This is a genomic window from Pseudomonas sp. NFPP24, from assembly GCF_900112095.1.
Classification (GTDB): Bacteria; Pseudomonadota; Gammaproteobacteria; order Pseudomonadales; family Pseudomonadaceae; genus Aquipseudomonas; species Aquipseudomonas extremorientalis.
This window is the reverse complement of record NZ_FOKD01000001.1, coordinates 653035-673595: the sequence shown is the minus strand read 5'-3', so window position 1 is coordinate 673595 and position 20561 is coordinate 653035. Positions and strand designations below refer to the sequence as shown.

Here is a 20561-nt window from a genome sequence, read left to right as displayed (position 1 = left end):
CCATATGAGCGCCACACGCCCCCAAGTGATTGAGCCAACGTCCCCATTCTGGAGCCGCCCACGTGTGTTTATCGGCGCCTGCATGGCCATCGTCGCCGGCCTCGGTGGCGCGCTCTACACCCAGGATAACGTCAAGTCCGCCGCCACCCTGGTGACCACGGCCCAGCAGCCGGCCGCTCAAATCATTGCGCACAAGGATTACCTCGAAGTTGAACCGATCGCCACGGCGGCCCCGGAGCCGGACCGCAGCCTGGAACTATGGGCCATTCCAGAAGGCAGCACGCCGGTTTCCCTGGGGCTGTTGCCGGAAGATGGCAAAGGCATTATCGGACTCAACCCGCGCCAGCAGAAAAGCATCCGCAAGCCGGTGGAGTTGATGGTGAGTTCGGAGACCAAGGGTGGTTCCATCAGCAAACAGCCGACGGGGCCGACCGTCTACCAGGGCGCACTGGCCACTCGCTGATTCCACAAACACCACAAACCCATGTGGGAGGGGGCTTGCTCCCGATAGCTGTAGTTCAGTCACAACTTTACTGACTGAGCCACCGCCATCGGAGCCCCCTCCCACATTGACATTCAGTGCCTGGGTGACTTGCTCGTGGCAAGGGATCGCGCTTTATAGTTCGGCCGTCGTCCACATGGCGACACGGGTTTGGCGACCCGGTGAATGGTGCAAAAGCTTCTGCTTTTTTGCAGGCCCTTTTGCGTCCGCAATAGCCGCTTTCATGGTGGCTGTGCGCGGGAGACCTTCGGGTCTGCGGTTCCATTCCCGGTTCGCCAACCTGCGTACAGCTGCCACCCAATTCGTTTGGCGACGAATATATGTGTAGCCCACCTCTACTTGAATGGGTTCAAAACATGAACCGATACATGCCGCTCACCGGCCACGACAGCGCCACCCCATCCCTGCACACCGACACCCTCGTCCCCCAGGACTTCGACCTGCTATGCGCCATTCCGCTGTGCGACGGCTGCGATTTGCTCGATGTCATCAGCCGGCGATTGCAGGCTTAAAAAATTGCCGCAAAAAGGGCGATGCCCTGTCGCCCTTTCTGTACCTGCGTATGCAATTTCTGGCAGCTTCAAATATACCGACTCCCATATAAAACGAATTTTTCATACCGAATAATTATAAATTACTGTCATTTCTAACAGTACCCCACGCTAGCAAACCGTCTTAGCATTCAGACTTCACCTCACAATTCAATTAAGGATCAGATATGAATTATCAATTCGCCGTAGGGATGCTGGCTGCTTGTGTATTGGCCGGGGGGCGCTCATGCAGCTGATATCGAGGACTGCCCGGCAACTAACACCATTAAATCTGAAGCATTCCAAGAAACCATCCAAGGTAATAGCGTCGACGGTTTCAAATACACCGCCAAGAGCGGTGGTAAGGAGTGGACGGGCCAAACAGGTAACACTAAAGATGATTACCTGGCACCTGAATATGAACTCAAAGCAGAGACGTTCAATGTAGTGAATGGAAAGCTGCGCTGTGACTACGGAGGCAAAACGCTGATAAAAAATGGTGAAACTGCAGCTCCTAATCTAAGACTCACAGCACCGCAATAATTAATATGGGCGACTTTGCGGTCGCCCTTCCCGCAACCCACAGGAGGCGGGTAATGAGAAGCTCACTGCTTGCAGGTATGTTGGCCACGATGGCCCTGGTGCACACTGTCGGTGCAGCGACCTCCACCTGTCCCTCGATCCAAGCCATCAAACAAACGGAGATGATCAATGGCGGTTACCGCTATGAGGCGTCACAACCTGATGGACGGGCCTGGATAGGTGAAAACCCGTTGGCTGCCGCTTCGTACTTGAATGATTCGACCTTTCACGATGCCCGGTACGATGCAAATAACAAAACCGTCACCTGCACCTATAAGGGCCCCATGAATAACGACGCGAGCTTTTCGGTCACGCTCAAACCTGTGTCTGCCTGGAACCTTATCCCTCCTATTGGCGAGTGGAAAGGCACGTATTGCGAAGCCCTGGCAATTTCCAAGTGTTCATTTACGCATCAGTAAAAACGTCATCCGAATCATTCCGACCGTTCACGTTCACAAATCCTCAGCCAGCCGCCGACGTGCTTGCGGAACTGTAGGCCCGGCACGGCCCACCCAAGGCAGCCTTCTCACGATTTTCGACGCGAAGGTTCAGCCACAAACAAAGGAACTGTGACGAGATGATCGGATTGATACCCAATATTTTTGCTGCCGCTACCGCACTCAACCTTCTCGATTTTCGCAGGCCACACCAGGCTTCGTCGGGCCAGGCCATCGACATCGGCCAATGCCCAGCCGTCAGCGACATCCACTCCAAACCCTACACGGACCCTGACCTGCCACCGCCCTACGGCGAAGGATATGAATACTCGGCCCACACCAGGGGCAGGACATGGAAGGGCCAGACAGCCGGAACAGATGACGATTATCTAGCCCCCAGGTACGCACTCAAGGCAGAGACCATCACCCAGACAGAGGGAAGGCTACGTTGTGACTATGGCGGAAAGACTGTCGTTGAAGAGGGTGTAACAGCCACTCCCTACCTGCGGCTCAACTCACAATAAATAATAAGGGCGACCCTGGGGTCGCCCTTATTATTTGCCCTGCTCTTTATGCCGCACTGAACAACTTATGCGGATCAATCACAAACTTCTTCGGCACGCCCGCATCGAACTCGCCATAGCCGCGCGGTGCGTCATCCAGGCTGATCACCTGCACACCGACGATTTCAGCAATGTTGATACGGTCCCACATGATCGCCTGCATCAGCTGGCGGTTGTACTTCATCACCGGCGTCTGCCCGGTGTGGAAGCTGTGGGATTTAGCCCAGCCCAGACCAAAGCGAATGCTCAGGCTGCCCATTTTTGCGGCGGCGTCCACGGCACCCGGATCTTCGGTGACGTACAGGCCAGGGATACCGATCTTGCCCGCCACGCGCACCACGCCCATCAGCGAGTTGAGTACGGTGGCCGGCGCTTCGGCCTTGACCCCTTCATGACCATGACCACGGGCTTCAAAGCCCACGGCATCGACGGCGCAGTCCACTTCCGGCTCGCCCAGCAGTGCGGCGATCTGTTCGTGCAACGGGGTGTCCTTGGACAGGTCGGCAATCTCGAAGCCCTGAGCCTTGGCGTGAGCCAGGCGGACCGGGTTGACGTCGCCGATGATCACCACTGCGGCGCCCAGCAGGCGGGCGGAGGCGGCAGCCGCCAGGCCCACAGGACCGGCACCGGCGATGTACACGGTACTGCCTGGGCCAACGCCGGCGGTGACTGCACCGTGGTAGCCGGTGGGCAGAATGTCGGAGAGGCAGGTCAGGTCGCGGATCTTCTCCATGGCCTTGTCGCGATCCGGCAATTTGAGCAGGTTGAAGTCGGCGTAAGGCACCAGCACATATTCGGCCTGGCCGCCGGTCCAGTCGCCCATGTCAACATAGCCATAGGCGCCACCGGCACGGGCCGGGTTGACGGTCAGGCACACACCGGTGTGTTGCTCTTTGCACGAGCGGCAACGCCCGCACGCCACGTTGAAAGGCACCGAGACCAGATCGCCGATCTTCAGGTTCTCGACGTCGCTGCCCTTCTCGATCACTTCACCGGTAATTTCATGACCGAGCACCAGGCCGGTCTGGGCAGTGGTGCGGCCGCGCACCATGTGTTGGTCGGAGCCGCAGATGTTGGTGGAGACCACGCGCAGGATGACGCCATGCTCGATCTTCCTGCCACGGGGGTCCTGCATTTTGGGATAGTCGATTTTCTGTACTTCGACCTTGCCGTTGCCGAGATACACGACACCACGATTACCAGACATGCTTTCACCTCGCTGTTGTTTTTATGGAACTGCGTTGCCCGTTGGGTGGGCAGCGCGTTTAAGTGCTCGGGTACAGATGCTGTTCTTGCGTTGTTAGTAAGGGCCTCATCGGGGGCAAGCCCGCTCCCACATTCGACCGCATTCCAAAGGTGGGAGGGGGCTTGCCCCCGATGGCGTCAGTCAGAGCACCACCGTCCGATTGGCGTTCAAAAACACCCGCCGCTCAATGTGATACCCCACCGCCCGGGCCAACGTCAGCCCTTCGATATCCCGCCCCTTGGCAATCAAGTCCTCGGGATAGTGGCTGTGGTCCACCACCTCCACGCCCTGGGCGATGATCGGGCCTTCGTCCAGGTCGTTGTTGATGTAATGCGCCGTGGCGCCTACCAGCTTCACGCCCTTGTTATACGCCTGGTGATACGGCTTGGCGCCCTTGAACCCCGGCAGCAACGAGTGGTGAATGTTGATGGCCTTGCCATCGAGCTTGCGGCACAGCTCCGGCGACAGCACTTGCATGTAGCGCGCAAGGATCACCAATTCGGCGCCAGTGTCTTCCACCACCTGCCACACCTGACGCTCCTGGGACGGTTTGTCGTTGGGGTCGAGGGGGAAATGGTAGTAGGGAATCTGGTGCCAGTCGGCCAAGGGTTTCAGATCGGGGTGGTTGGACACCACCGCGACCACGTCCATCGACAGTTGGCCGATGCGCTGGCGATACAGCAGGTCGTTGAGGCAGTGATCGGCCTTGGAGACCATGATCACCACTTTTGGCCGGTAGTTCGGCGCCGTCAGCTCGAAGATCATGCCGAAGGCTTCACCGCGGGTGGCCAGGCCATCGCGGAACGCCCGTTCGTCAAAACCGTCGGGCTGGCGGAATTCCACGCGGATAAAGAACCGGCCCGAAAGCCGGTCATCGAACGAGTGGTGCTCGGTGACGTAGCAACCCTGCTCGAACAGGTAGCGGGTGACCGCGTCCACCGTGCCGAGCACGCTGGGGCAGTCGGCGGTCAAAATCCATGTATCGGGTGCGCGGCTCATGGCTCATTCCTCAGGCTTGGACGCTCAGGCCGAACTCGGCCGATGCATCCTGCAACCACAACCACCAGTAATCCGAGAAGCTGCGACGGATCACCAGCTCCCAGGTGTCTTCAGCCGTGTGGCGGATCACCAGTTGCGACTTGGCGAACACCGTGCCCACTGCCTTGCCCACCGGGAAGTTGCTGGGGTGCACGTCGTAGCTGGTGGACTTCATCAGCACATCGCGCACGTTCGGGCCGCTGAGTTCGAGGATCTGCTGACCGCCGCTGACATTGACGACCTGGATATGCAGGTCGCCCAGGGCGGCGCGCAGGTTTTGCTCGGCGGCGAATTCTTCACCGCTCGGCACGATCAGCAACCACTCATCCGGGCCGAGCCATTGCAGGCTGGTTTCGCCCTTGACGATCACTTGCAGCGCGCCGGGCAACTCGATGCCGATGGCTTTGTGCACGCCGGCGGCGAAGGCTGCGTCATGGCCGTCGCCACGAATCGTCAGATGGCCCAGGAGTTTCTTTTCACGCACGGTCACGCCGGCGTTCTTGCGGCCCTTGCCGACCAGGCTGGCGAGGTCGGCGTGGTGCAGCGACGACTCGGCCTTGGCGCCGGAGGTGGGGCGTTGTTGGTAAACATTGGCTGCTGTCATAAAGCACCTGTTCTGAATTCTGTTGTGAGGCTGCTGACCTCATCGGGGTAAGCCCCCTCCCACAGGGGAATGCATTTCAACTTGGGGGAGGGGCTTGGCCTGTCAGATGTTCTGGCGATCGCCTTTGGGGTCGAAGAACACCGAAGAAACAATCTCCGCCTCGATCACGCTGCCATCGGCCTGCGGTGAGAACACCCGCTCGCCGATACGCTTCAAGCCGCCCTTGACCACACCCAGCGCAAACGAATAGCCAAGGGAGTTGTGGGCGTAGCTGGAGGTGACGTGACCGACCATCTTCATCGGGATCGATTGCTTCGGATCAAACACCAGCTGCGCGCCTTCCGGCAGCCACACCTTCGGATCGACCGGCTTCAAGCCCACCAGTTGCTTGCGTTCTTCACGCACACAGTCTTCACGGTTCATGCCACGCCAGCCGATCCACGAGAACGGCTTGGTACGGCCCACGCACCACCCCATGTTCAGGTCATCCGGGGTCATCGAGCCGTCAGTGTCCTGGCCGACAATGATGAAGCCCTTCTCGGCCCGCAATACGTGCATGGTCTCGGTGCCGTACGGGGTCAGGTTGTACTTTTTGCCGGCGTCGACGATTTTTTCCAACACACCCATGGCGTAGTCGGCCTGCACGTTGACTTCGTACGACAGCTCACCGGTAAACGAAATGCGGAACACCCGCGCCGGTACGCCGCCGACCAGGCCTTCTTTCCAGGTCATGAACGGGAACCCGTCCTTGTCCAGGTCGATGTCGGTGACTTCCGCCAGCAGCTTGCGGCTGTTGGGGCCGGACAGGGTCATGGTCGCCCAGTGGTCGGTGACCGAGGTGAAATACACCTTGAGGTCTGGCCACTCGGTCTGTTGGTAGATTTCCAGCCATTGCAGCACACGGGCAGCGCCGCCGGTGGTGGTGGTCATCAGGAAGTGGTTGTCGGCGAGGCAGGCAGTCACGCCGTCGTCGAAGACCATGCCATCTTCCTTGCACATCAGGCCATAGCGCGCCTTGCCCACGTCGAGCTTGGTCCAGGCGTTGGTGTAGATGCGGTTGAGGAACTCCCGCGCGTCGGGGCCCTGGATGTCGATCTTGCCGAGGGTGGACGCATCCAGCAGGCCGACGCTGTCACGCACGGCCAGGCATTCGCGTTTGACGGCGGCGTGCAGGTCTTCACCGTTGCGCGGGAAGTACCAAGGGCGCTTCCACTGGCCGACGTCTTCAAACTCGGCACCGTTCTTCACGTGCCAGGCGTGCAACGCGGTGTAGCGCACCGGTTCGAAGATGTGCCCACAGTGACGGCCCGCTACGGCGCCGAAAGTCACCGGCGTGTAGTTGGGACGGAACATGGTGGTGCCCATCTGCGGGATGGTCACGTTCAGCGAGCGGGCGGCAATGGCCAGGCCGTTGACGTTGCCCAGTTTGCCCTGGTCGGTGCCGAAGCCCAGCGCGGTGTAGCGCTTGACGTGCTCGACCGACTCGAAACCTTCGCGAGTGGCGAGTTCGATGGCGGCGGCGGTCACGTCGTTCTGCAGGTCGACGAATTGCTTCGGCGCCCGTGCAGTCGGCTTGTCGTGCGGTACTTGGTAAACCGCCAAAGTCGGCTCTTCCAGGCGGCTCAGCGCTTTGGGCAAGGTGCCTTCCACCGGCGCGAAACCGGCTTCGCTGGCCGCGCGCACGCCGCCTTCAAAACCATCCGCCAGGGAGTCGCCAAGGCCGTAGACCCCGTTGATCCCACCGACACACACGCGTTTCTGCGGCGCTTCGCCGGGTACAAAACCGAGGATATCTTCACGCCAGGTCGGCTTGCCGCCCAGGTGCGAAGCCAGGTGAACTACCGGGCTGTAGCCGCCGGAGCTGGCTACCAGGTCGCACTCCAGCCATTCGCCTGGGCTGGTGACTTTATGCGCTTTCACATCGATCGCGGCCACGCGGGCGGCGGTCACGTGCTTGCTGCCACGGGCTTCGATCACGGCGCTGCCGGTGAGGATACGAATGCCTTTGGCGCGGGCTTCTTCCACCAGCGCACCGCGTGGGTTGTGGCGAACATCGGCCACGGCCACCACTTGCAGGCCGGCATCGAGCCAGTCCAGGGCAACGCGGTAGGCGTGGTCGTTGTTGGTCGACAGCACCAGCTTCTTGCCCGGTGCCACGCCGTAGCGACGCACGTAGGTGGAGACCGCACCGGCCAGCATGTTGCCCGGCACGTCGTTGTTGCCGTACACCAGCGGACGCTCGCACGCGCCGGTCGCCAGCACCACGCGCTTGGCACGCACACGGTGGATACGCTGACGCACCACGCCAATCGGCGCACGGTCACCGAGGTGATCGGTGAGGCGCTCGTGAATGGTCAGGAAGTTATGGTCGTGGTAGCCGTTGACGGTGGCGCGGGGCAACAGCACCACGTCCGGCAGGGCCTTGAGTTCAGCGATGACGCTGGCAACCCATTCCGCAGCCGGCTTGCCGTCGAGGCTTTCACGTGAATCCAGCAGCGAACCACCGAACTCTTCCTGCTCGTCGGCGAGGATCACGCGGGCACCGCTGCGGGCGGCGGCCAGTGCGGCAGCCAGGCCCGCAGGGCCGGCGCCGACGACCAGCACGTCACAGTGACGGTTGAAGTTGTCGTAGGTGTCCGGGTCATTCTCGGTCGGCGAGCGGCCGAGGCCGGCGGCCTTACGAATGTACTTCTCGTAGGTCATCCAGAACGATTGCGGGTACATGAAGGTTTTGTAGTAGAAACCCGGCGGCATCAGCTTGCCGCCGACCTTGCCGAGGATGCCCATCACGTCATTGTTGACGTTCGGCCAGCCGTTGGTGCTGGTGGCGACCAGGCCTTGGTACAGCGCCTGTTGCGTGGCGCGCACGTTGGGAATCTGGGTGGCTTCGGTGGCACCGATCTGCAGCACCGCGTTCGGCTCTTCGGCGCCGGCGGCAAAGATGCCGCGAGGGCGCGAGTACTTGAAGCTGCGGCCGATGATGTCGACGCCGTTGGCCAGCAGGGCTGCGGCCAATGTGTCGCCTTCAAAGCCTTTGTAGGTCTGGCCGTTGAAAGTAAACGTCAGGACTTTATTACGGTCGATCCGGCCACCGTTGGACAGGCGATTGGTCTGGCTCATACCTTCTCTCCAGAGGCCTTGGCGGTGAATTGTGGCTTCTCACCGATCTTGTAGGTTTCAAGAATTTCGTAGGTCAGGGTGTCGCGGGTCGCGTTGAAGTACTGGCGGCAACCGGCAGCGTGGATCCACAGTTCGTGGTGCAGGCCGCGCGGGTTGTCGCGGAAGAACATATAGTCGCCCCACTCTTCATCGGTGCAGGTATTCGGGTCCAGCGGGCGCGGGATATGCGCCTGGCCGGATGCGTGGAATTCCTCTTCGGAGCGCAGTTCGCCACAGTGAGGACAGAAGATATGCAACATAGGGAATTTCTCCTGTTAGTGGGCGACGGCCGCAGCGCCGTGTTCGTCGATCAACGCACCGTTGTGGAAACGGTCGATGGAAAAAGGTGCCGCCAATGGGTGCATTTCACCCTTGGCCAGGCTGGCGGCAAACACGTTGCCTGAGCCCGGCGTGGCCTTGAAGCCACCGGTGCCCCAACCGCAGTTGAAGAACATGTTCGGCACCGGAGTCTTGGAGATGATCGGGCACGCATCCGGCGTGGTGTCGACGATACCGCCCCACTGACGGTTCATGCGCACGCGGGACAGCACCGGGAACATCTCGACGATGGCCTGGATGGTGTGTTCGATCACCGGGTACGAGCCGCGCTGGCCGTAGCCGTTGTAGCCGTCGATACCGGCGCCGATCACCAGGTCGCCCTTGTCGGACTGGCTGATGTAGCCGTGTACGGCGTTGGACATGATCACGCTGTCGATAATCGGCTTGATCGGCTCCGACACCAGCGCTTGCAGCGGGTGGGATTCGATCGGCAGGCGGAACCCGGCGAGCGAAGCCATGTGCCCGGAATTACCGGCAGTGACTACACCGACGCGCTTGGCGCCGATGAAGCCCTTGTTGGTTTCCACGCCGATGCACACGCCGTTTTCCTTGCGAAAGCCGATCACTTCGGTCTGCTGGATCAGGTCCACACCCAATGCGTCGGCGGCACGGGCAAAGCCCCAGGCCACGGCATCGTGACGGGCCACGCCGCCGCGCCGTTGCACGGTGGCGCCGAGCACCGGGTAGCGGGTGTTTTTCGAGCAGTCGAGGTACGGGATCTCGTCGGCCACTTGCCTGGCATTGAGCAATTCGCCGTCCACCCCATTGAGGCGGTTGGCGCTCACACGGCGCTCGGAATCACGGATGTCCTGCAAGGTGTGGCACAGGTTGTACACGCCACGCTGGGAGAACATCACGTTGTAATTGAGGTCCTGGGACAGGCCTTCCCACAGCTTCATCGCGTGTTCGTACAGGTGCGCCGACTCGTCCCACAGGTAGTTGGAACGCACGATGGTGGTGTTGCGCGCGGTGTTACCGCCGCCCAACCAGCCTTTCTCGACCACGGCCACGTTGGTGATGCCGTGTTCTTTGGCCAGGTAGTAGGCGGTTGCCAGACCATGCCCGCCGCCGCCGACGATGACCACGTCGTAGACTTTCTTGGGGGTCGGCGTGCGCCACATCTTCTGCCAGTTTTCGTGGTGGCTGAGGGAGTGCTTGAAGAGGCCGAAGCCCGAGTAGCGTTGCATAGTCATTACTCCAAAACCGCGCTCAGCGATAAACCGGGAAATCAGCGCACAGGGCAGACACGTGCTTGGCCACGTTGGCCTCGACGTCGGCGTCGCCGAGGTTGTCGAGGATGTCGCAGATCCAGCCGGCCAGTTCGATGCACTGCGGCACTTTGAAACCACGCGTGGTCACCGCCGGGGTGCCGATGCGCAGGCCCGAGGTCACGAACGGCGACTGCGGGTCATTCGGCACGGCGTTCTTGTTGACGGTGATGTGAGCGCGACCGAGGGCGGCGTCCGCCTCTTTGCCGGTGAGGCCCTGACGGATCAGGCTGACCAGGAACAGGTGGTTATCGGTGCCGCCGGACACTACATCGTAGCCGCGTTTGATAAACACGCTGGCCATGGCCTGAGCGTTGTCGATCACTTGCTGCTGGTAAGCCTTGAAGCCTGGCTCCAGCGCCTCCTTGAAGCACACGGCCTTGCCGGCGATGACGTGCATCAGCGGGCCGCCCTGGGCGCCGGGGAATACGGCGGCGTTGAGTTTCTTTTCGATCTCTTCGTTGGACCTGGCCAGGATCAGGCCGCCACGAGGACCGCGCAGGGTCTTGTGGGTGGTGGTGGTGACCACGTCGGCGTAGGGCAGCGGGTTCGGGTACAGGCCGGCGGCAACCAGGCCGGCGACGTGGGCCATGTCGACGAACAGCAGCGCCCCCACTTTGTCCGCGATCTGACGGAAGCGTGGGAAATCCAGGGTCTTGGAGTAGGCGGAGAAACCGGCCACGACCATTTTCGGCTTGTGCTCCACCGCCAGGCGCTCGACTTCGTCGTAATCGATCAGGCCGGTGTCGGTGTTGATCCCGTATTGCACCGCGTTGTACAGCTTGCCCGAGGACGACACCTTGGCGCCGTGGGTCAGGTGACCGCCGTGGGCCAGGCTCATGCCCAGGATGGTGTCGCCGGCGTTCAGCAGGGCCAGGTACACGGCGCTGTTGGCGGACGAACCGGAGTGTGGCTGCACGTTGGCGTAATCGGCGCCGAACAGCTGCTTGGCGCGCTCGATGGCCAGGGCTTCAACTTTGTCCACATGCTCGCAGCCACCGTAGTAGCGCTTGCCTGGGTAGCCTTCGGCGTATTTGTTGGTGAGGCCGCTGCCTTGGGCTTGCATCACGCGTTTGCTGGTGTAGTTCTCTGACGCGATCAACTCGATATGATCTTCCTGGCGCTGCTCCTCGGCATTCATGGCCGCCAGCAGTGCGTCGTCATATCCCTGGATCTGGTCTTGTTTGCTGAACATCGCGTCTCTCCCAGCCTTTCGTATTGTTGAGGCCCGTGCAGGGCCCTTTGATGCGATGGTAGGGCTGGCGCAGACAGGTCAAATGCCTGCGCACGCCATGCAAAGGTGCGTTTACGACATGGGTTGCTGGTCGACCTCGTTTTCAACGTACACGAAGAGGCAGACACCTGCCCGGCAGAAAGTTTTTATATACAAAAAACCTACTGAAAGAGGCTTCTTACAAAAACCACTAATAGGCAAACATTAAAATAAACTTTGAAAATACCCAACCAAATAACCACTTACAAAACATCTTTTGCATTTCACCCTACATGAGAACTTAATTGCTCCCCGAGCAATACCTCAACTCGCGCAACAATCCGGCAACGCTATCTTGAAACTGACTTTTAAACCGCAGGAGAACAAACATGGCTTTAATTGATCAAGTCAAAGATATTTGCACCCGATTGGCCCCTGGTGGCTGGCATAACTTACTGCTTCATCACGGCCTTAACATCCTTGCACCGTCCTTGCAAGACGAACTTCGTAACATCTTAAAGGTGGATCGAACACTCGCCGGCTTTGAAGACTTCGCGTTAAGCGGAGTACGCGGCATTGAACCCGGCAACCCCGCACTCAGTTTGCTGTTTCACGCACTGGCCAACGCTAACGTAACAGTGGATGCGAAAGGTAATCCACTTCAGATTTACCCTACGGCTGCCGAGTTGGAAACGGTCATGAACTATGTTTACGGCAGCCAACCACCCAGCCTCCAGCAATTAAAAGAACGCGCCAATGGTGCGCCCATGGCTGTGGTCGTCTTTGCTAATGAGTACCGACCGGCACCTGATACAGTTCACAAAGAACAGGCCGATATGTGTTTTTCACGAACCGGCATATCACGCGTTGGCACCGCTGAACCTTTGTACGATGCGCAAAGTAGGGGGTTCCTACCTTTTGTTGCAGATGACAACCACGCCATTCGTGTCTTGCCTGCTCGATACGCCGCCTACATCGCCATCCAACGCAAGGGAGACGCCACAACTTTCGGCCCTATGCGCGTGCGCGAAGAGGACGAAACCCACGATTTTTGGGTACCCCTGCACAAACTGTTCAACGGCACCGAGTGCATTGCAGGTCTGAGCCTTGACGTCCAACTGACAGCGATGCACAAAAACGAGAAAATACGCCGCCTACACTTAATGTTGGGCGCCGGGTCGGGCTGGGAAGAACCAGACATCAGTCAACCACCTTTTGTCATAACCGAAGGGCTCGGCAACTGGATTTGCGAACAGGAATTCGGCGCGGGGCTCATGGCAGCCTCGCCACGCAGATTTCTGGTTGAGGCGGCGCAATACAAAGGTAAACCGTTGACCTTCAACGTACCAAAATCGCCAAGGCTGTTAGCATCCACCCTGATCGGGCCCGAAAACGCTCCGGAATATGTGCACATTCGCCATAAAGTTGACGACGCCGGCAACCTTGTTAACTTCAACCAACAGCCAGGCATCCTCAGTGAGCTGGAAAAAGGCGACTTCCGAGCCCTGCATTACCTGGACTTTACCGCAGACGGCTGGATTCAAGCTCAGTGCCCAGCGCTGGACACCGCTTTTCCAACTCGCATACCCGCCTACTCTTTGCTGTGCGCTCCCGACTTCTACCCTCTGTGTAATCAGCGGCATCTGAGCGAGTGGCTGGAGACCCTGAGTCCGGACATTCAAAAAACCGTGTTTCAAACGCCCCCTGAATGCCTGTCCGACTCTCGCTATGCGGCCAATATCCAGTCTTTTCCCACCCTCTTTTCCAGCACTGATGTCAGCGTAACTGCGATTGTGGGTCACCATGGGTCAACTGTTGGGCAGTCGACTGCGGCAAAACCTGATACAGCGTCGGCAAAACGTGCCTCATGCCTTCCAGATGCCGCAGCGGGAGTATTTGCTCCTGGCTGGGATGTTGGTGCTGTCGAATACGAGAGTAGCTCGGGCGCCGTGCCGCACCTCGCAGCCTACAGGCTAGGCAGCCCTTTTCCAGAGGACGCAAAACTGTGTGCCGCGCTCAGTTCATTTTGGCCGGCAGTCGCTCCTGACGCCGCTCAATCCTTTGAACCCGACGCCGGAGCGGGCCCGACGATTAAACCGATGCTCGATCAGGAAATTGGCATAACTTCCGGTTTTTCTTGGGACGGCATCCCCGCACCACACAGTATTATTACCAACAACGTGACACAAATTGCTTATCACAGTTATCGCTATGGTGATTATACGGAAAGCGCTCTGGAAGGTAAGTTCTCACTCGCCCTGACCGGCAAGATTGATACATTGGAATACCAAAGACGTATTGATGCATTCCGACGCGTCAAACTTGCACTCGGCTCCCTGCATGAAAAATGGTTTATACGCTCGTTCAAAACTATAACTTCCGACGATTTAAGAGAGCTCGATTCCCCTCTAAATTCAAACGTCACCCTTGATACCACAGCATATCGATTCGAACTCTATCGCTATGAACCAAGCGCCTCTCCACATTTCAATAAAACCCTAATCAAAGTCATAGAAACTTCAAATTATCTCGTCTGGCCACATGTGATCTTTCACCAATCAGGCACGCGTCCATGGCAACCCGTTTAACCACAGCTAAAGTCCGACACGATGAATGACTACGATGTCGTCATAATAGGCGCCGGCCCGGCAGGATGCGCGGCGGCTATTGCTTGCGCTCAACATGGCCTGAGGGTGGCCATTGTTGAGCGCCTTTCATTTCCTCGCGAACGTCCTGGCGAAACACTGCATCCTGGCATTGAGCCTCTTCTTAAGCAGCTAGGCGTGATGAACCAAGTGCAGGCGGGCAAATTCATCAGGCCTTTTGGAAACTGGGTAACCTGGGATAAGGAACGAAACTTTACTCCCTTCGGAAATGATGCCGATGGCGCTTGGTCAGGGTTTCAAATACCCAGGTCCATATTGGATGGTTTTTTATTGGCGAAGGCAATCGCGCTGGGGGTCCATGCCCTGCAGCCTTGCCATGCAAAAAAGGTACTCCTGGAAAACGGTCGCGTCATGGGCGTACAAACCCTTACCGGGACTCTGTCTTGCCGCCAGCTTGTGGATGCCAGCGGCGCTCATGGCTGGCTCACACGTCAGCTCGGGCTGGGATCACGTTGCTACTCACCGCCACTTACGGCCCTGTATGGCTATACGAGCGGAACCATCGACGAAAGTGCACTGGGTATTTTCGCCGATCGGCTGGGGTGGTATTGGACCGCACAGGTAGGACGAAAGCTGTATCACTGGACACGTCTCTATTTTGAGCACGATCAGATCTGCAAGGCATCTGCTGTTCCATCCTCCTTCGAACACCTGACCCGCGTGGGGAAAATGCAGGGTGCCGATGTTACTTGGAGAATCTGCGATCAATCGGCAGGCAGTGGCTACTTCATCGTGGGAGACGCCAGCGCGGTGATAGATCCGGGCGCCTCTCATGGGGTTCTTAAAGCACTAATGTCAGGAATGATGGCCGCCCAGGCTGTCGTCGAAGGATGTGCCAACCCAACGAATCAAGAGGTTATTTCCCTGCAGTACCAACGATGGATACGGGACTGGTTCGAGAGCGATGTAAAAAGAATGCGTGAACTGTATCGTGCCCATCCGTTCCCTCCTCCGTGGCTTGAAAAGCCATAGCCAATACGGCCCTTGCGCGGTCAAGCAATCAGCTGTCGAACGGCAAGCAACACTATAAAATGCGCAGGGTAAAGGCTATACGCCCAGCGCCGCATGGCGGGTGGCGCGGCGTTTTTGGCATGTCGCAGCAGGACCAAGCCGAGCAGTGGCGCGATCATGCACACCGTCAGTCCCGACAGCGCCAAAAACGTACCGCTGTTGAGCAGGGCCTGCCATTGATTGGCTGCTACGCAGATCGCGCCCGGCAAGACGCTGAAATACCAGGGGCGACGGAAGACCAGCAACATCGCCAACGGCAGTAATACGCCGAAAAAGCCGAACATCAAGTGCGCGGAAAAAACGGTCGCAATCATGATGGCAATCAACGCCAATCCTCGATCAAAAAACGTCTTCTGCTGCCATCCTCTGGCAACCAGCAAACCCAGCGCCAGGGTTGGCAACACATTCAATGTATCGGCATCGTCGATAAACATCCGGTACGGCACTTCGCTGATCACACTGAACAGCAGTAGCCATCCCAGGTAACGCCACTGGCGCGTCACCGGCGTGCCTGCGACCCGATGCAGGTTGGCCGCAATTGCCAGGCAAAACCACGGAAACGCCAGGCGCCCCGGCACATACAGGCCATCCAGGCTTAAACCGACATAGCGCAGGTGGTCCAGCACCATACTCAACAGCGCCAGCCACTTGAGCAGATCCAGGGCGCCATCGCGGACACGTCCGACAGGCATCGTTCCAGTACCGTGCATAATTCCCCAGTGACTTTGCATTTACAGTGCGTGCGCACCCGCGACAATCTTCGTTACAGTGCGCACCAACATCGACCACAGGAATGGGCCATGACCGACAAGAGCCAACAATTCGCCAGTGACAACTATTCCGGCATCTGCCCGGAAGCCTGGGCCGCGATGGAACAAGCCAACCAGGGTCATCAACGCGCCTATGGCGATGATGAATGGACCCACCGCGCCGCCGACGGTTTCCGCAACTTGTTCGAAACCGACTGCGAAGTGTTCTTCGCCTTCAACGGTACCGCCGCCAACTCGCTCGCGCTGTCTTCGCTGTGCCAGAGCTACCATAGCGTGATTTGCTCGGAAACCGCCCACGTCGAAACCGACGAATGCGGCGCGCCGGAGTTTTTCTCCAACGGCTCCAAGCTGCTCACCGCCCGCACCGAAAACGGCAAGTTGACCCCGGAGTCGATCCGCGAGATCGCCCTCAAGCGCCAGGACATCCACTACCCCAAGCCACGCGTGGTCACCCTGACCCAAGCCACGGAAGTCGGCAGCGTGTACACCCCGGAAGAAATCCGCGCCATCAGCGCCACCTGCAAAGAGCTGGGCCTGAACCTGCACATGGACGGCGCACGCTTCTCCAACGCCTGCGCGTTCCTCGGCTGCTCGCCCGCCGACCTGACCTGGAAAGCCGGTGTGGACGTGCTGTGCTTTGGCGGCACCAAGAACGGCATGGCCGTGGGCGAAGCGATCCTGTTCTTCAACCACAAGCTGGCCGAAGACTTCGACTACCGCTGCAAACAGGCCGGGCAGCTGGCGTCGAAAATGCGCTTTCTTTCGGCCCCGTGGGTAGGTCTGTTGGAAAACGACGCCTGGCTCAAACACGCACGCCATGCCAACCACTGCGCGCAGCTGCTGAGCAGCCTGGTGGCGGATATTCCCGGTGTGGAGTTGATGTTCCCGGTGCAGGCCAACGGCGTGTTCCTGCAACTCTCGGAGCCGGCCATCGCAGCGCTGACGGCCAAGGGCTGGCGTTTCTATACCTTCATCGGCAAAGGCGGCGCGCGTTTTATGTGTGCGTGGGATACCGAGGAAGAGCGTGTAAGAGAATTGGCGGCGGATATTCGGAAAGTGATGGGGGCCTGAGACTACGGGCCTTCCAGCCCGTTTTCAGAGACTGTTTGTACGTATTTCTGACAGTATCTATCTAGCCCCTGCCCTGGATAAGATCTCGTCACCCCGAACCAATGGACGCGTTGTTTCGGGGCTGACTGCCTGCCGAATAGTCGGCTGGAAATGGATATCCCACAGAGGGCAACATCATGGAAATTCAATGCTACACGACTGCTTCTCAGCTTCAATCCGACACCAACGCCACCCTCGTCGGCCTGGACGACCTGAGGAAACTGGCGAACGTTGGTGACGCTATCATCGAGCCTTCAAGGCACTTTACCGTCACGGGTAAAGAGTTCGAAATGACAGCATCGGGTGCGTATCTCATCAACCTGTTTGTGCGTTAAGCACTGACTGTGGGAGGGGGTTCTACACCCCTCCCACATTTAGAGCGGCTTCGTTAGTCAGAACTCGATACGCACATCACCCTTCGGCACGCTGCAGCACGACAGGATGTAACCCTCGGCTTCATCTTCCTCGGTAATCCCGCCGTTGTGGTCCATCTCGACCTCGCCACCCAGCTTCATCACCTTGCACGTACCACAGATGCCCATGCCGCAGGCTTTCGGGATCAGCAATCCAAGCTTCGCAGCAGCGGCGTGGACAGTTTCGCCAGGGGCCACGCGAATACTTTTGCCCGACGCAATGAACTCCACCTGATGCAGATCCGCCAAGTCGATTTCCGGCGCGTCGGCGGCCTGTTCGGCTTGTTCTACCGCATCCGCACGGGCCTCCGGCGGCGTGGCGCCAAAGGACTCCTCGTGATACCGCGTCATGTCGAAACCCGCCACTTCCAGCAGGCGCTTCACCGCATTCATATACGGTGTAGGCCCGCAACAGAACACTTCGCGCTCGAGGAAGTCCGGCACCATCAGTTCGAGCATCTTGTGGTTCAGGTAACCGCGATAACCGGCCCATGGCTCGCCCAGCCCATGCTTCTCGCAAATCAGGTGCAGGCTGAAGTTGTCGATCCGCGACGCCATGTGCTCCAGCTCGCGGTGGTAGATGATGTCTTTCGGCGAGCGGGCGCTGTGGATAAACGTCATGTCGACGTTGGCGTTGGTGTCGTAGAACCAACGGGCCATGGACATCACCGGCGTGATGCCGACGCCGCCGCTGAGGTACAGCACCTTCGGGCTCGGATAGTCGATGGCATTGAACAGGCCTACCGGCCCGTGCACCGCCAGTTCCTGGCCCTCGTGCAACGTGTCGTGCAGCCAGTTGGAAACCTTGCCGCCCGGCACGCGCTTGATGGTCACCGAGAAGCTGTACGGCACCGACGGCGAGCTGGAAATGGTGTAGGAACGCATGATCGGCTGGCCTTCGATCTCCAGTTCCAGGGTGACGAATTGCCCTGGCTTGAAGAAGAACAGGATCGGCTGATCAGCCATGAAGCAGAAGGTGCGTACGTCCCAGGTTTCCTGGATGACTTTGACGCACCGGACAATGTGCCGACCATTGGCCCAGGTCTGGGTGGTTACCGGATTCAGGAAATTATTGGACATGTTGTTCTCCACCGCCGACGTCGGCCTTATGGTGGCGATTCTGCGTAACGCCGGAACCGCCCATTTACCTATCTGCGACATTCACATACTTATCGCGACCAGCCCCCAACGACCTAGGGTTGCGCGTCGGGAACAGATTGGGCCATGTCGCCCATGGATAAGGTTCTGACGTTGCGCGGCCCCACACTCGCTCCCAACAACGACGCTTTCTTTATGCCTTGCGTAGTACAACCGTAGCCACTATTCGCCGGCCACACAGAATGGCCATGAGGACACACACGATGGACGTCACCGCAACCTTAAGCTTGGGCGATCCGCTGGAACCCGCACGCAAGGCCACCGCGCAGATGCTGCAAGAGCGCGAGCGCACTTTCTCGCTGCCACAGCCGTTCTACTCTGATGAGCGGCTGTTTGATATCGACATGCAGGAGATCTTCCAGAAAGAGTGGTTGATCGCAGGCATGACCTGCGAGATCCCCACCAAGGGCAATTACCTGACCCTGCAAGTGGGCAAGAACCCGATCATCGTGATCCGTGGCGCCGAAGGCGTGGTGCACGCGTTCCACAACGTGTGCCGCCACCGTGGCTCGCGCTTGTGCACCAGCGACAAGGGCAAGGTCGCCAAACTCGTGTGCCACTACCACCAGTGGACCTACGAGCTGGACGGCCGCCTGCTGTTCGCCGGCACCGAGATGGGCGCCGACTTTGACATGAAGCAGTACGGCCTCAAGCCAGTGAACGTGAAGACCGCCGGCGGCTACATCTTCATCAGCCTGGCGGAGAACCCGCCGGCCATCGACGACTTCCTGTCGACGCTGAACCACTACATGGAACCCTACGACATGGAGAACACCAAGGTGGCGGTGCAAACCACCTTGATGGAAAAAGCCAACTGGAAGCTGGTGCTGGAAAACAACCGCGAGTGCTACCACTGCAACGCGTCGCACCCGGAACTGCTGAAAACCCTGCTGGAATGGGACGACGTCACCGATCCGCGCGCCGACCAGGCGTTCAAGGACCATGTAGCCGCCTCCGCCGCCGCCTGGGATGCCGAGAAGATCCCTTACGCCCACGCCAGCTTCGGCTTGCGTAACCGTATCGTGCGCATGCCGCTGCTCAAAGGCACCGTGTCGATGACCATGGACGGCAAGCAGGGCTGCGCCAAACTCATGGGCCGCATCAAGAACCCGGACCTGGGCTCGATGCGCATCCTGCACCTGCCCCACTCCTGGAACCACTGCATGGGCGACCACATCATCGTGTTCACTGTGTGGCCGATCAGCGCCCAGGAAACCATGGTCACCACCAAGTGGCTGGTGCACAAAGACGCCGTGGAAGGTGTTGACTACGATGTGGCACGCATGCGCGAAGTGTGGGACGCCACCAACGACCAGGATCGTCGCCTGGCCGAAGAGAACCAGCGCGGGATCAACTCCACCGCTTACCAGCCTGGCCCGTACTCCAAGACCTATGAGTTCGGCGTGGTGAACTTCGTGGACTGGTATAGCGAGCGCATGCTGCACAACCTTGGGGCCGCTCCGGCGCCCTACCTCAAGGGTGTTGCCGCTCACGAATGACACGTTGGTCCGGGGGGCTGAATTGTGCAAAAAACATTCAACCCCCTGCTTCCCCTTGTTTCCCCTGCCCTCCAGACTTTGCCCAACAACTTATCCACAGAGCCACCCACAGCAATTGTGGACAAGCGCCGCACCAGCCTGAAATTAAGTGAATAAAATCCGTGACTTATTCAAACCAGTGAGTCTGGCCCGGCTTTGTTCGTTTTTTGAACAACCTACTGAAAGCCATGATTTACGTGGCTTGTAGCAGTACACGAACACCTTATCCACAGATGCACCAACAGACTTTGGGGGCAACTCCGATCACGCTGTGGAAAACCACCTCAAAGCTTCACGAATCTAGGCTTTCAGGCGTCTCAGCTGAGAAACCGCTTACATCGATCAGATTTTGATCAACTCCATGCAGGCCTTTATTAATAAGGTCCTCAGCCGAGAGCGAACACGTTATCCACA

At 58.9% G+C, this 20561-nt stretch carries 19 protein-coding genes; 10 read left to right on the top strand and 9 right to left on the bottom strand.

What is annotated here, in order from left to right; genetic code table 11:
* Window positions 1-4: 4 nt before the first annotated feature.
* The 5 genes from BM026_RS03110 to BM026_RS03095 all read left to right on the top strand — a co-directional run bounded on the left by BM026_RS03110 (window position 5) and on the right by BM026_RS03095 (window position 2575).
* Window positions 5-463 (top strand): anti-sigma factor, encoded by a 459-nt coding sequence (locus BM026_RS03110; RefSeq protein ID WP_092242184.1) that lies wholly within the window; start codon window positions 5-7, stop codon window positions 461-463.
* 395 nt (window positions 464-858) lie between these two features.
* The gene (locus BM026_RS29125) at window positions 859-1014 is read left to right on the top strand and encodes a hypothetical protein (protein WP_170856043.1); all 156 of its coding nucleotides are present in this window, start codon (window positions 859-861) and stop codon (window positions 1012-1014) included.
* A 243-nt stretch (window positions 1015-1257) separates the two neighbouring features.
* The gene (locus BM026_RS03105; RefSeq protein ID WP_256575486.1) at window positions 1258-1575 is read left to right on the top strand and encodes a hypothetical protein; all 318 of its coding nucleotides are present in this window, start codon (window positions 1258-1260) and stop codon (window positions 1573-1575) included.
* 53 nt (window positions 1576-1628) lie between these two features.
* On the top strand, window positions 1629-2033 hold the full coding sequence (locus tag BM026_RS03100) for a DUF3757 domain-containing protein (RefSeq protein WP_092242177.1): 405 nt from the start codon (window positions 1629-1631) through the stop codon (window positions 2031-2033).
* A 158-nt stretch (window positions 2034-2191) separates the two neighbouring features.
* Window positions 2192-2575 carry a hypothetical protein gene (locus BM026_RS03095; RefSeq protein ID WP_078050475.1) on the top strand — a complete coding sequence of 128 codons (384 nt, stop codon included), beginning with the start codon at window positions 2192-2194 and terminating at the stop codon, window positions 2573-2575.
* Window positions 2576-2621: 46 nt separating this feature from the next.
* Here BM026_RS03095 and fdhA read toward each other — a convergent pair whose 3' ends face one another.
* From fdhA to glyA, 7 genes are all read right to left on the bottom strand, one after another.
* Window positions 2622-3821, bottom strand: coding sequence for a formaldehyde dehydrogenase, glutathione-independent (fdhA, locus tag BM026_RS03090; RefSeq protein ID WP_016972852.1), 1200 nt, complete (start codon window positions 3819-3821; stop codon window positions 2622-2624).
* Between the two features lie 180 nt (window positions 3822-4001).
* A complete protein-coding gene (gene purU / locus BM026_RS03085; protein ID WP_093527299.1) occupies window positions 4002-4859 on the bottom strand; it encodes a formyltetrahydrofolate deformylase in 858 nt (285 codons plus the stop codon).
* A gap of 10 nt (window positions 4860-4869) precedes the next feature.
* Window positions 4870-5502, bottom strand: coding sequence for a sarcosine oxidase subunit gamma (locus BM026_RS03080; RefSeq protein ID WP_093527297.1), 633 nt, complete (start codon window positions 5500-5502; stop codon window positions 4870-4872).
* 102 nt (window positions 5503-5604) lie between these two features.
* Entirely contained in the window at window positions 5605-8622 is a 3018-nt protein-coding gene (locus BM026_RS03075) for a sarcosine oxidase subunit alpha (protein WP_092242172.1), read from the bottom strand.
* A complete protein-coding gene (locus BM026_RS03070; protein WP_093527294.1) occupies window positions 8619-8921 on the bottom strand; it encodes a sarcosine oxidase subunit delta in 303 nt (100 codons plus the stop codon). The genes BM026_RS03075 and BM026_RS03070 overlap by 4 nt, the downstream gene beginning before the upstream one ends.
* A 15-nt stretch (window positions 8922-8936) precedes the next feature.
* Window positions 8937-10187 carry a sarcosine oxidase subunit beta gene (locus tag BM026_RS03065; protein WP_044271809.1) on the bottom strand — a complete coding sequence of 417 codons (1251 nt, stop codon included), beginning with the start codon at window positions 10185-10187 and terminating at the stop codon, window positions 8937-8939.
* Window positions 10188-10209: 22 nt separating this feature from the next.
* Window positions 10210-11463, bottom strand: coding sequence for a serine hydroxymethyltransferase (glyA, locus tag BM026_RS03060; RefSeq protein WP_071490289.1), 1254 nt, complete (start codon window positions 11461-11463; stop codon window positions 10210-10212).
* Between the two features lie 407 nt (window positions 11464-11870).
* Between glyA and BM026_RS03055 the strand changes: the two genes are divergently transcribed.
* A complete protein-coding gene (locus BM026_RS03055) occupies window positions 11871-14069 on the top strand; it encodes a hypothetical protein (protein WP_093527292.1) in 2199 nt (732 codons plus the stop codon).
* Window positions 14070-14090: 21 nt separating this feature from the next.
* Window positions 14091-15119, top strand: coding sequence for an NAD(P)/FAD-dependent oxidoreductase (locus BM026_RS03050; RefSeq protein WP_093514148.1), 1029 nt, complete (start codon window positions 14091-14093; stop codon window positions 15117-15119).
* A 20-nt stretch (window positions 15120-15139) separates the two neighbouring features.
* Here BM026_RS03050 and BM026_RS03045 read toward each other — a convergent pair whose 3' ends face one another.
* Window positions 15140-15868 (bottom strand): TraX family protein, encoded by a 729-nt coding sequence (locus BM026_RS03045; RefSeq protein WP_093514147.1) that lies wholly within the window; start codon window positions 15866-15868, stop codon window positions 15140-15142.
* 90 nt (window positions 15869-15958) lie between these two features.
* On the opposite strand from BM026_RS03045, the gene BM026_RS03040 reads away from it, so the two are divergent.
* Window positions 15959-16999, top strand: a complete 1041-nt coding sequence (locus tag BM026_RS03040; protein ID WP_092242160.1) for a threonine aldolase family protein — start codon at window positions 15959-15961, stop codon at window positions 16997-16999.
* 176 nt (window positions 17000-17175) lie between these two features.
* The gene (locus tag BM026_RS03035; RefSeq protein ID WP_092242156.1) at window positions 17176-17373 is read left to right on the top strand and encodes a hypothetical protein; all 198 of its coding nucleotides are present in this window, start codon (window positions 17176-17178) and stop codon (window positions 17371-17373) included.
* 57 nt (window positions 17374-17430) lie between these two features.
* On the opposite strand, the gene gbcB is transcribed toward BM026_RS03035, so the two are convergent.
* Window positions 17431-18531, bottom strand: coding sequence for a glycine-betaine demethylase subunit GbcB (gbcB, locus tag BM026_RS03030; RefSeq protein ID WP_092242153.1), 1101 nt, complete (start codon window positions 18529-18531; stop codon window positions 17431-17433).
* Window positions 18532-18812: 281 nt separating this feature from the next.
* On the opposite strand from gbcB, the gene gbcA reads away from it, so the two are divergent.
* Window positions 18813-20108, top strand: a complete 1296-nt coding sequence (gene gbcA, locus BM026_RS03020) for a glycine-betaine demethylase subunit GbcA (RefSeq protein WP_071490295.1) — start codon at window positions 18813-18815, stop codon at window positions 20106-20108.
* Window positions 20109-20561 lie beyond the last annotated feature (453 nt).

Bases quoted from the DNA above. Each gene is read 5' to 3' on its own strand.
- BM026_RS03035 (WP_092242156.1), top strand. From the start codon at position 17,176: ATGGAAATTCAATGCTACACGACTGCTTCTCAGCTTCAATCCGACACC.
- BM026_RS03040 (WP_092242160.1), top strand. From the start codon at position 15,959: ATGACCGACAAGAGCCAACAATTCGCCAGTGACAACTATTCCGGCATC.
- BM026_RS03095 (WP_078050475.1), top strand. From the start codon at position 2,192: ATGATCGGATTGATACCCAATATTTTTGCTGCCGCTACCGCACTCAAC.
- BM026_RS29125 (WP_170856043.1), top strand. From the start codon at position 859: ATGAACCGATACATGCCGCTCACCGGCCACGACAGCGCCACCCCATCC.
- purU (WP_093527299.1), bottom strand. From the start codon at position 4,859: ATGAGCCGCGCACCCGATACATGGATTTTGACCGCCGACTGCCCCAGC.
- BM026_RS03080 (WP_093527297.1), bottom strand. From the start codon at position 5,502: ATGACAGCAGCCAATGTTTACCAACAACGCCCCACCTCCGGCGCCAAG.
- BM026_RS03110 (WP_092242184.1), top strand. From the start codon at position 5: ATGAGCGCCACACGCCCCCAAGTGATTGAGCCAACGTCCCCATTCTGG.
- glyA (WP_071490289.1), bottom strand. From the start codon at position 11,463: ATGTTCAGCAAACAAGACCAGATCCAGGGATATGACGACGCACTGCTG.
- BM026_RS03045 (WP_093514147.1), bottom strand. From the start codon at position 15,868: ATGCACGGTACTGGAACGATGCCTGTCGGACGTGTCCGCGATGGCGCC.
- BM026_RS03075 (WP_092242172.1), bottom strand. From the start codon at position 8,622: ATGAGCCAGACCAATCGCCTGTCCAACGGTGGCCGGATCGACCGTAAT.
- gbcA (WP_071490295.1), top strand. From the start codon at position 18,813: ATGGACGTCACCGCAACCTTAAGCTTGGGCGATCCGCTGGAACCCGCA.
- fdhA (WP_016972852.1), bottom strand. From the start codon at position 3,821: ATGTCTGGTAATCGTGGTGTCGTGTATCTCGGCAACGGCAAGGTCGAA.
- BM026_RS03055 (WP_093527292.1), top strand. From the start codon at position 11,871: ATGGCTTTAATTGATCAAGTCAAAGATATTTGCACCCGATTGGCCCCT.
- BM026_RS03070 (WP_093527294.1), bottom strand. From the start codon at position 8,921: ATGTTGCATATCTTCTGTCCTCACTGTGGCGAACTGCGCTCCGAAGAG.
- BM026_RS03065 (WP_044271809.1), bottom strand. From the start codon at position 10,187: ATGCAACGCTACTCGGGCTTCGGCCTCTTCAAGCACTCCCTCAGCCAC.
- BM026_RS03100 (WP_092242177.1), top strand. From the start codon at position 1,629: ATGAGAAGCTCACTGCTTGCAGGTATGTTGGCCACGATGGCCCTGGTG.
- gbcB (WP_092242153.1), bottom strand. From the start codon at position 18,531: ATGTCCAATAATTTCCTGAATCCGGTAACCACCCAGACCTGGGCCAAT.
- BM026_RS03050 (WP_093514148.1), top strand. From the start codon at position 14,091: ATGAATGACTACGATGTCGTCATAATAGGCGCCGGCCCGGCAGGATGC.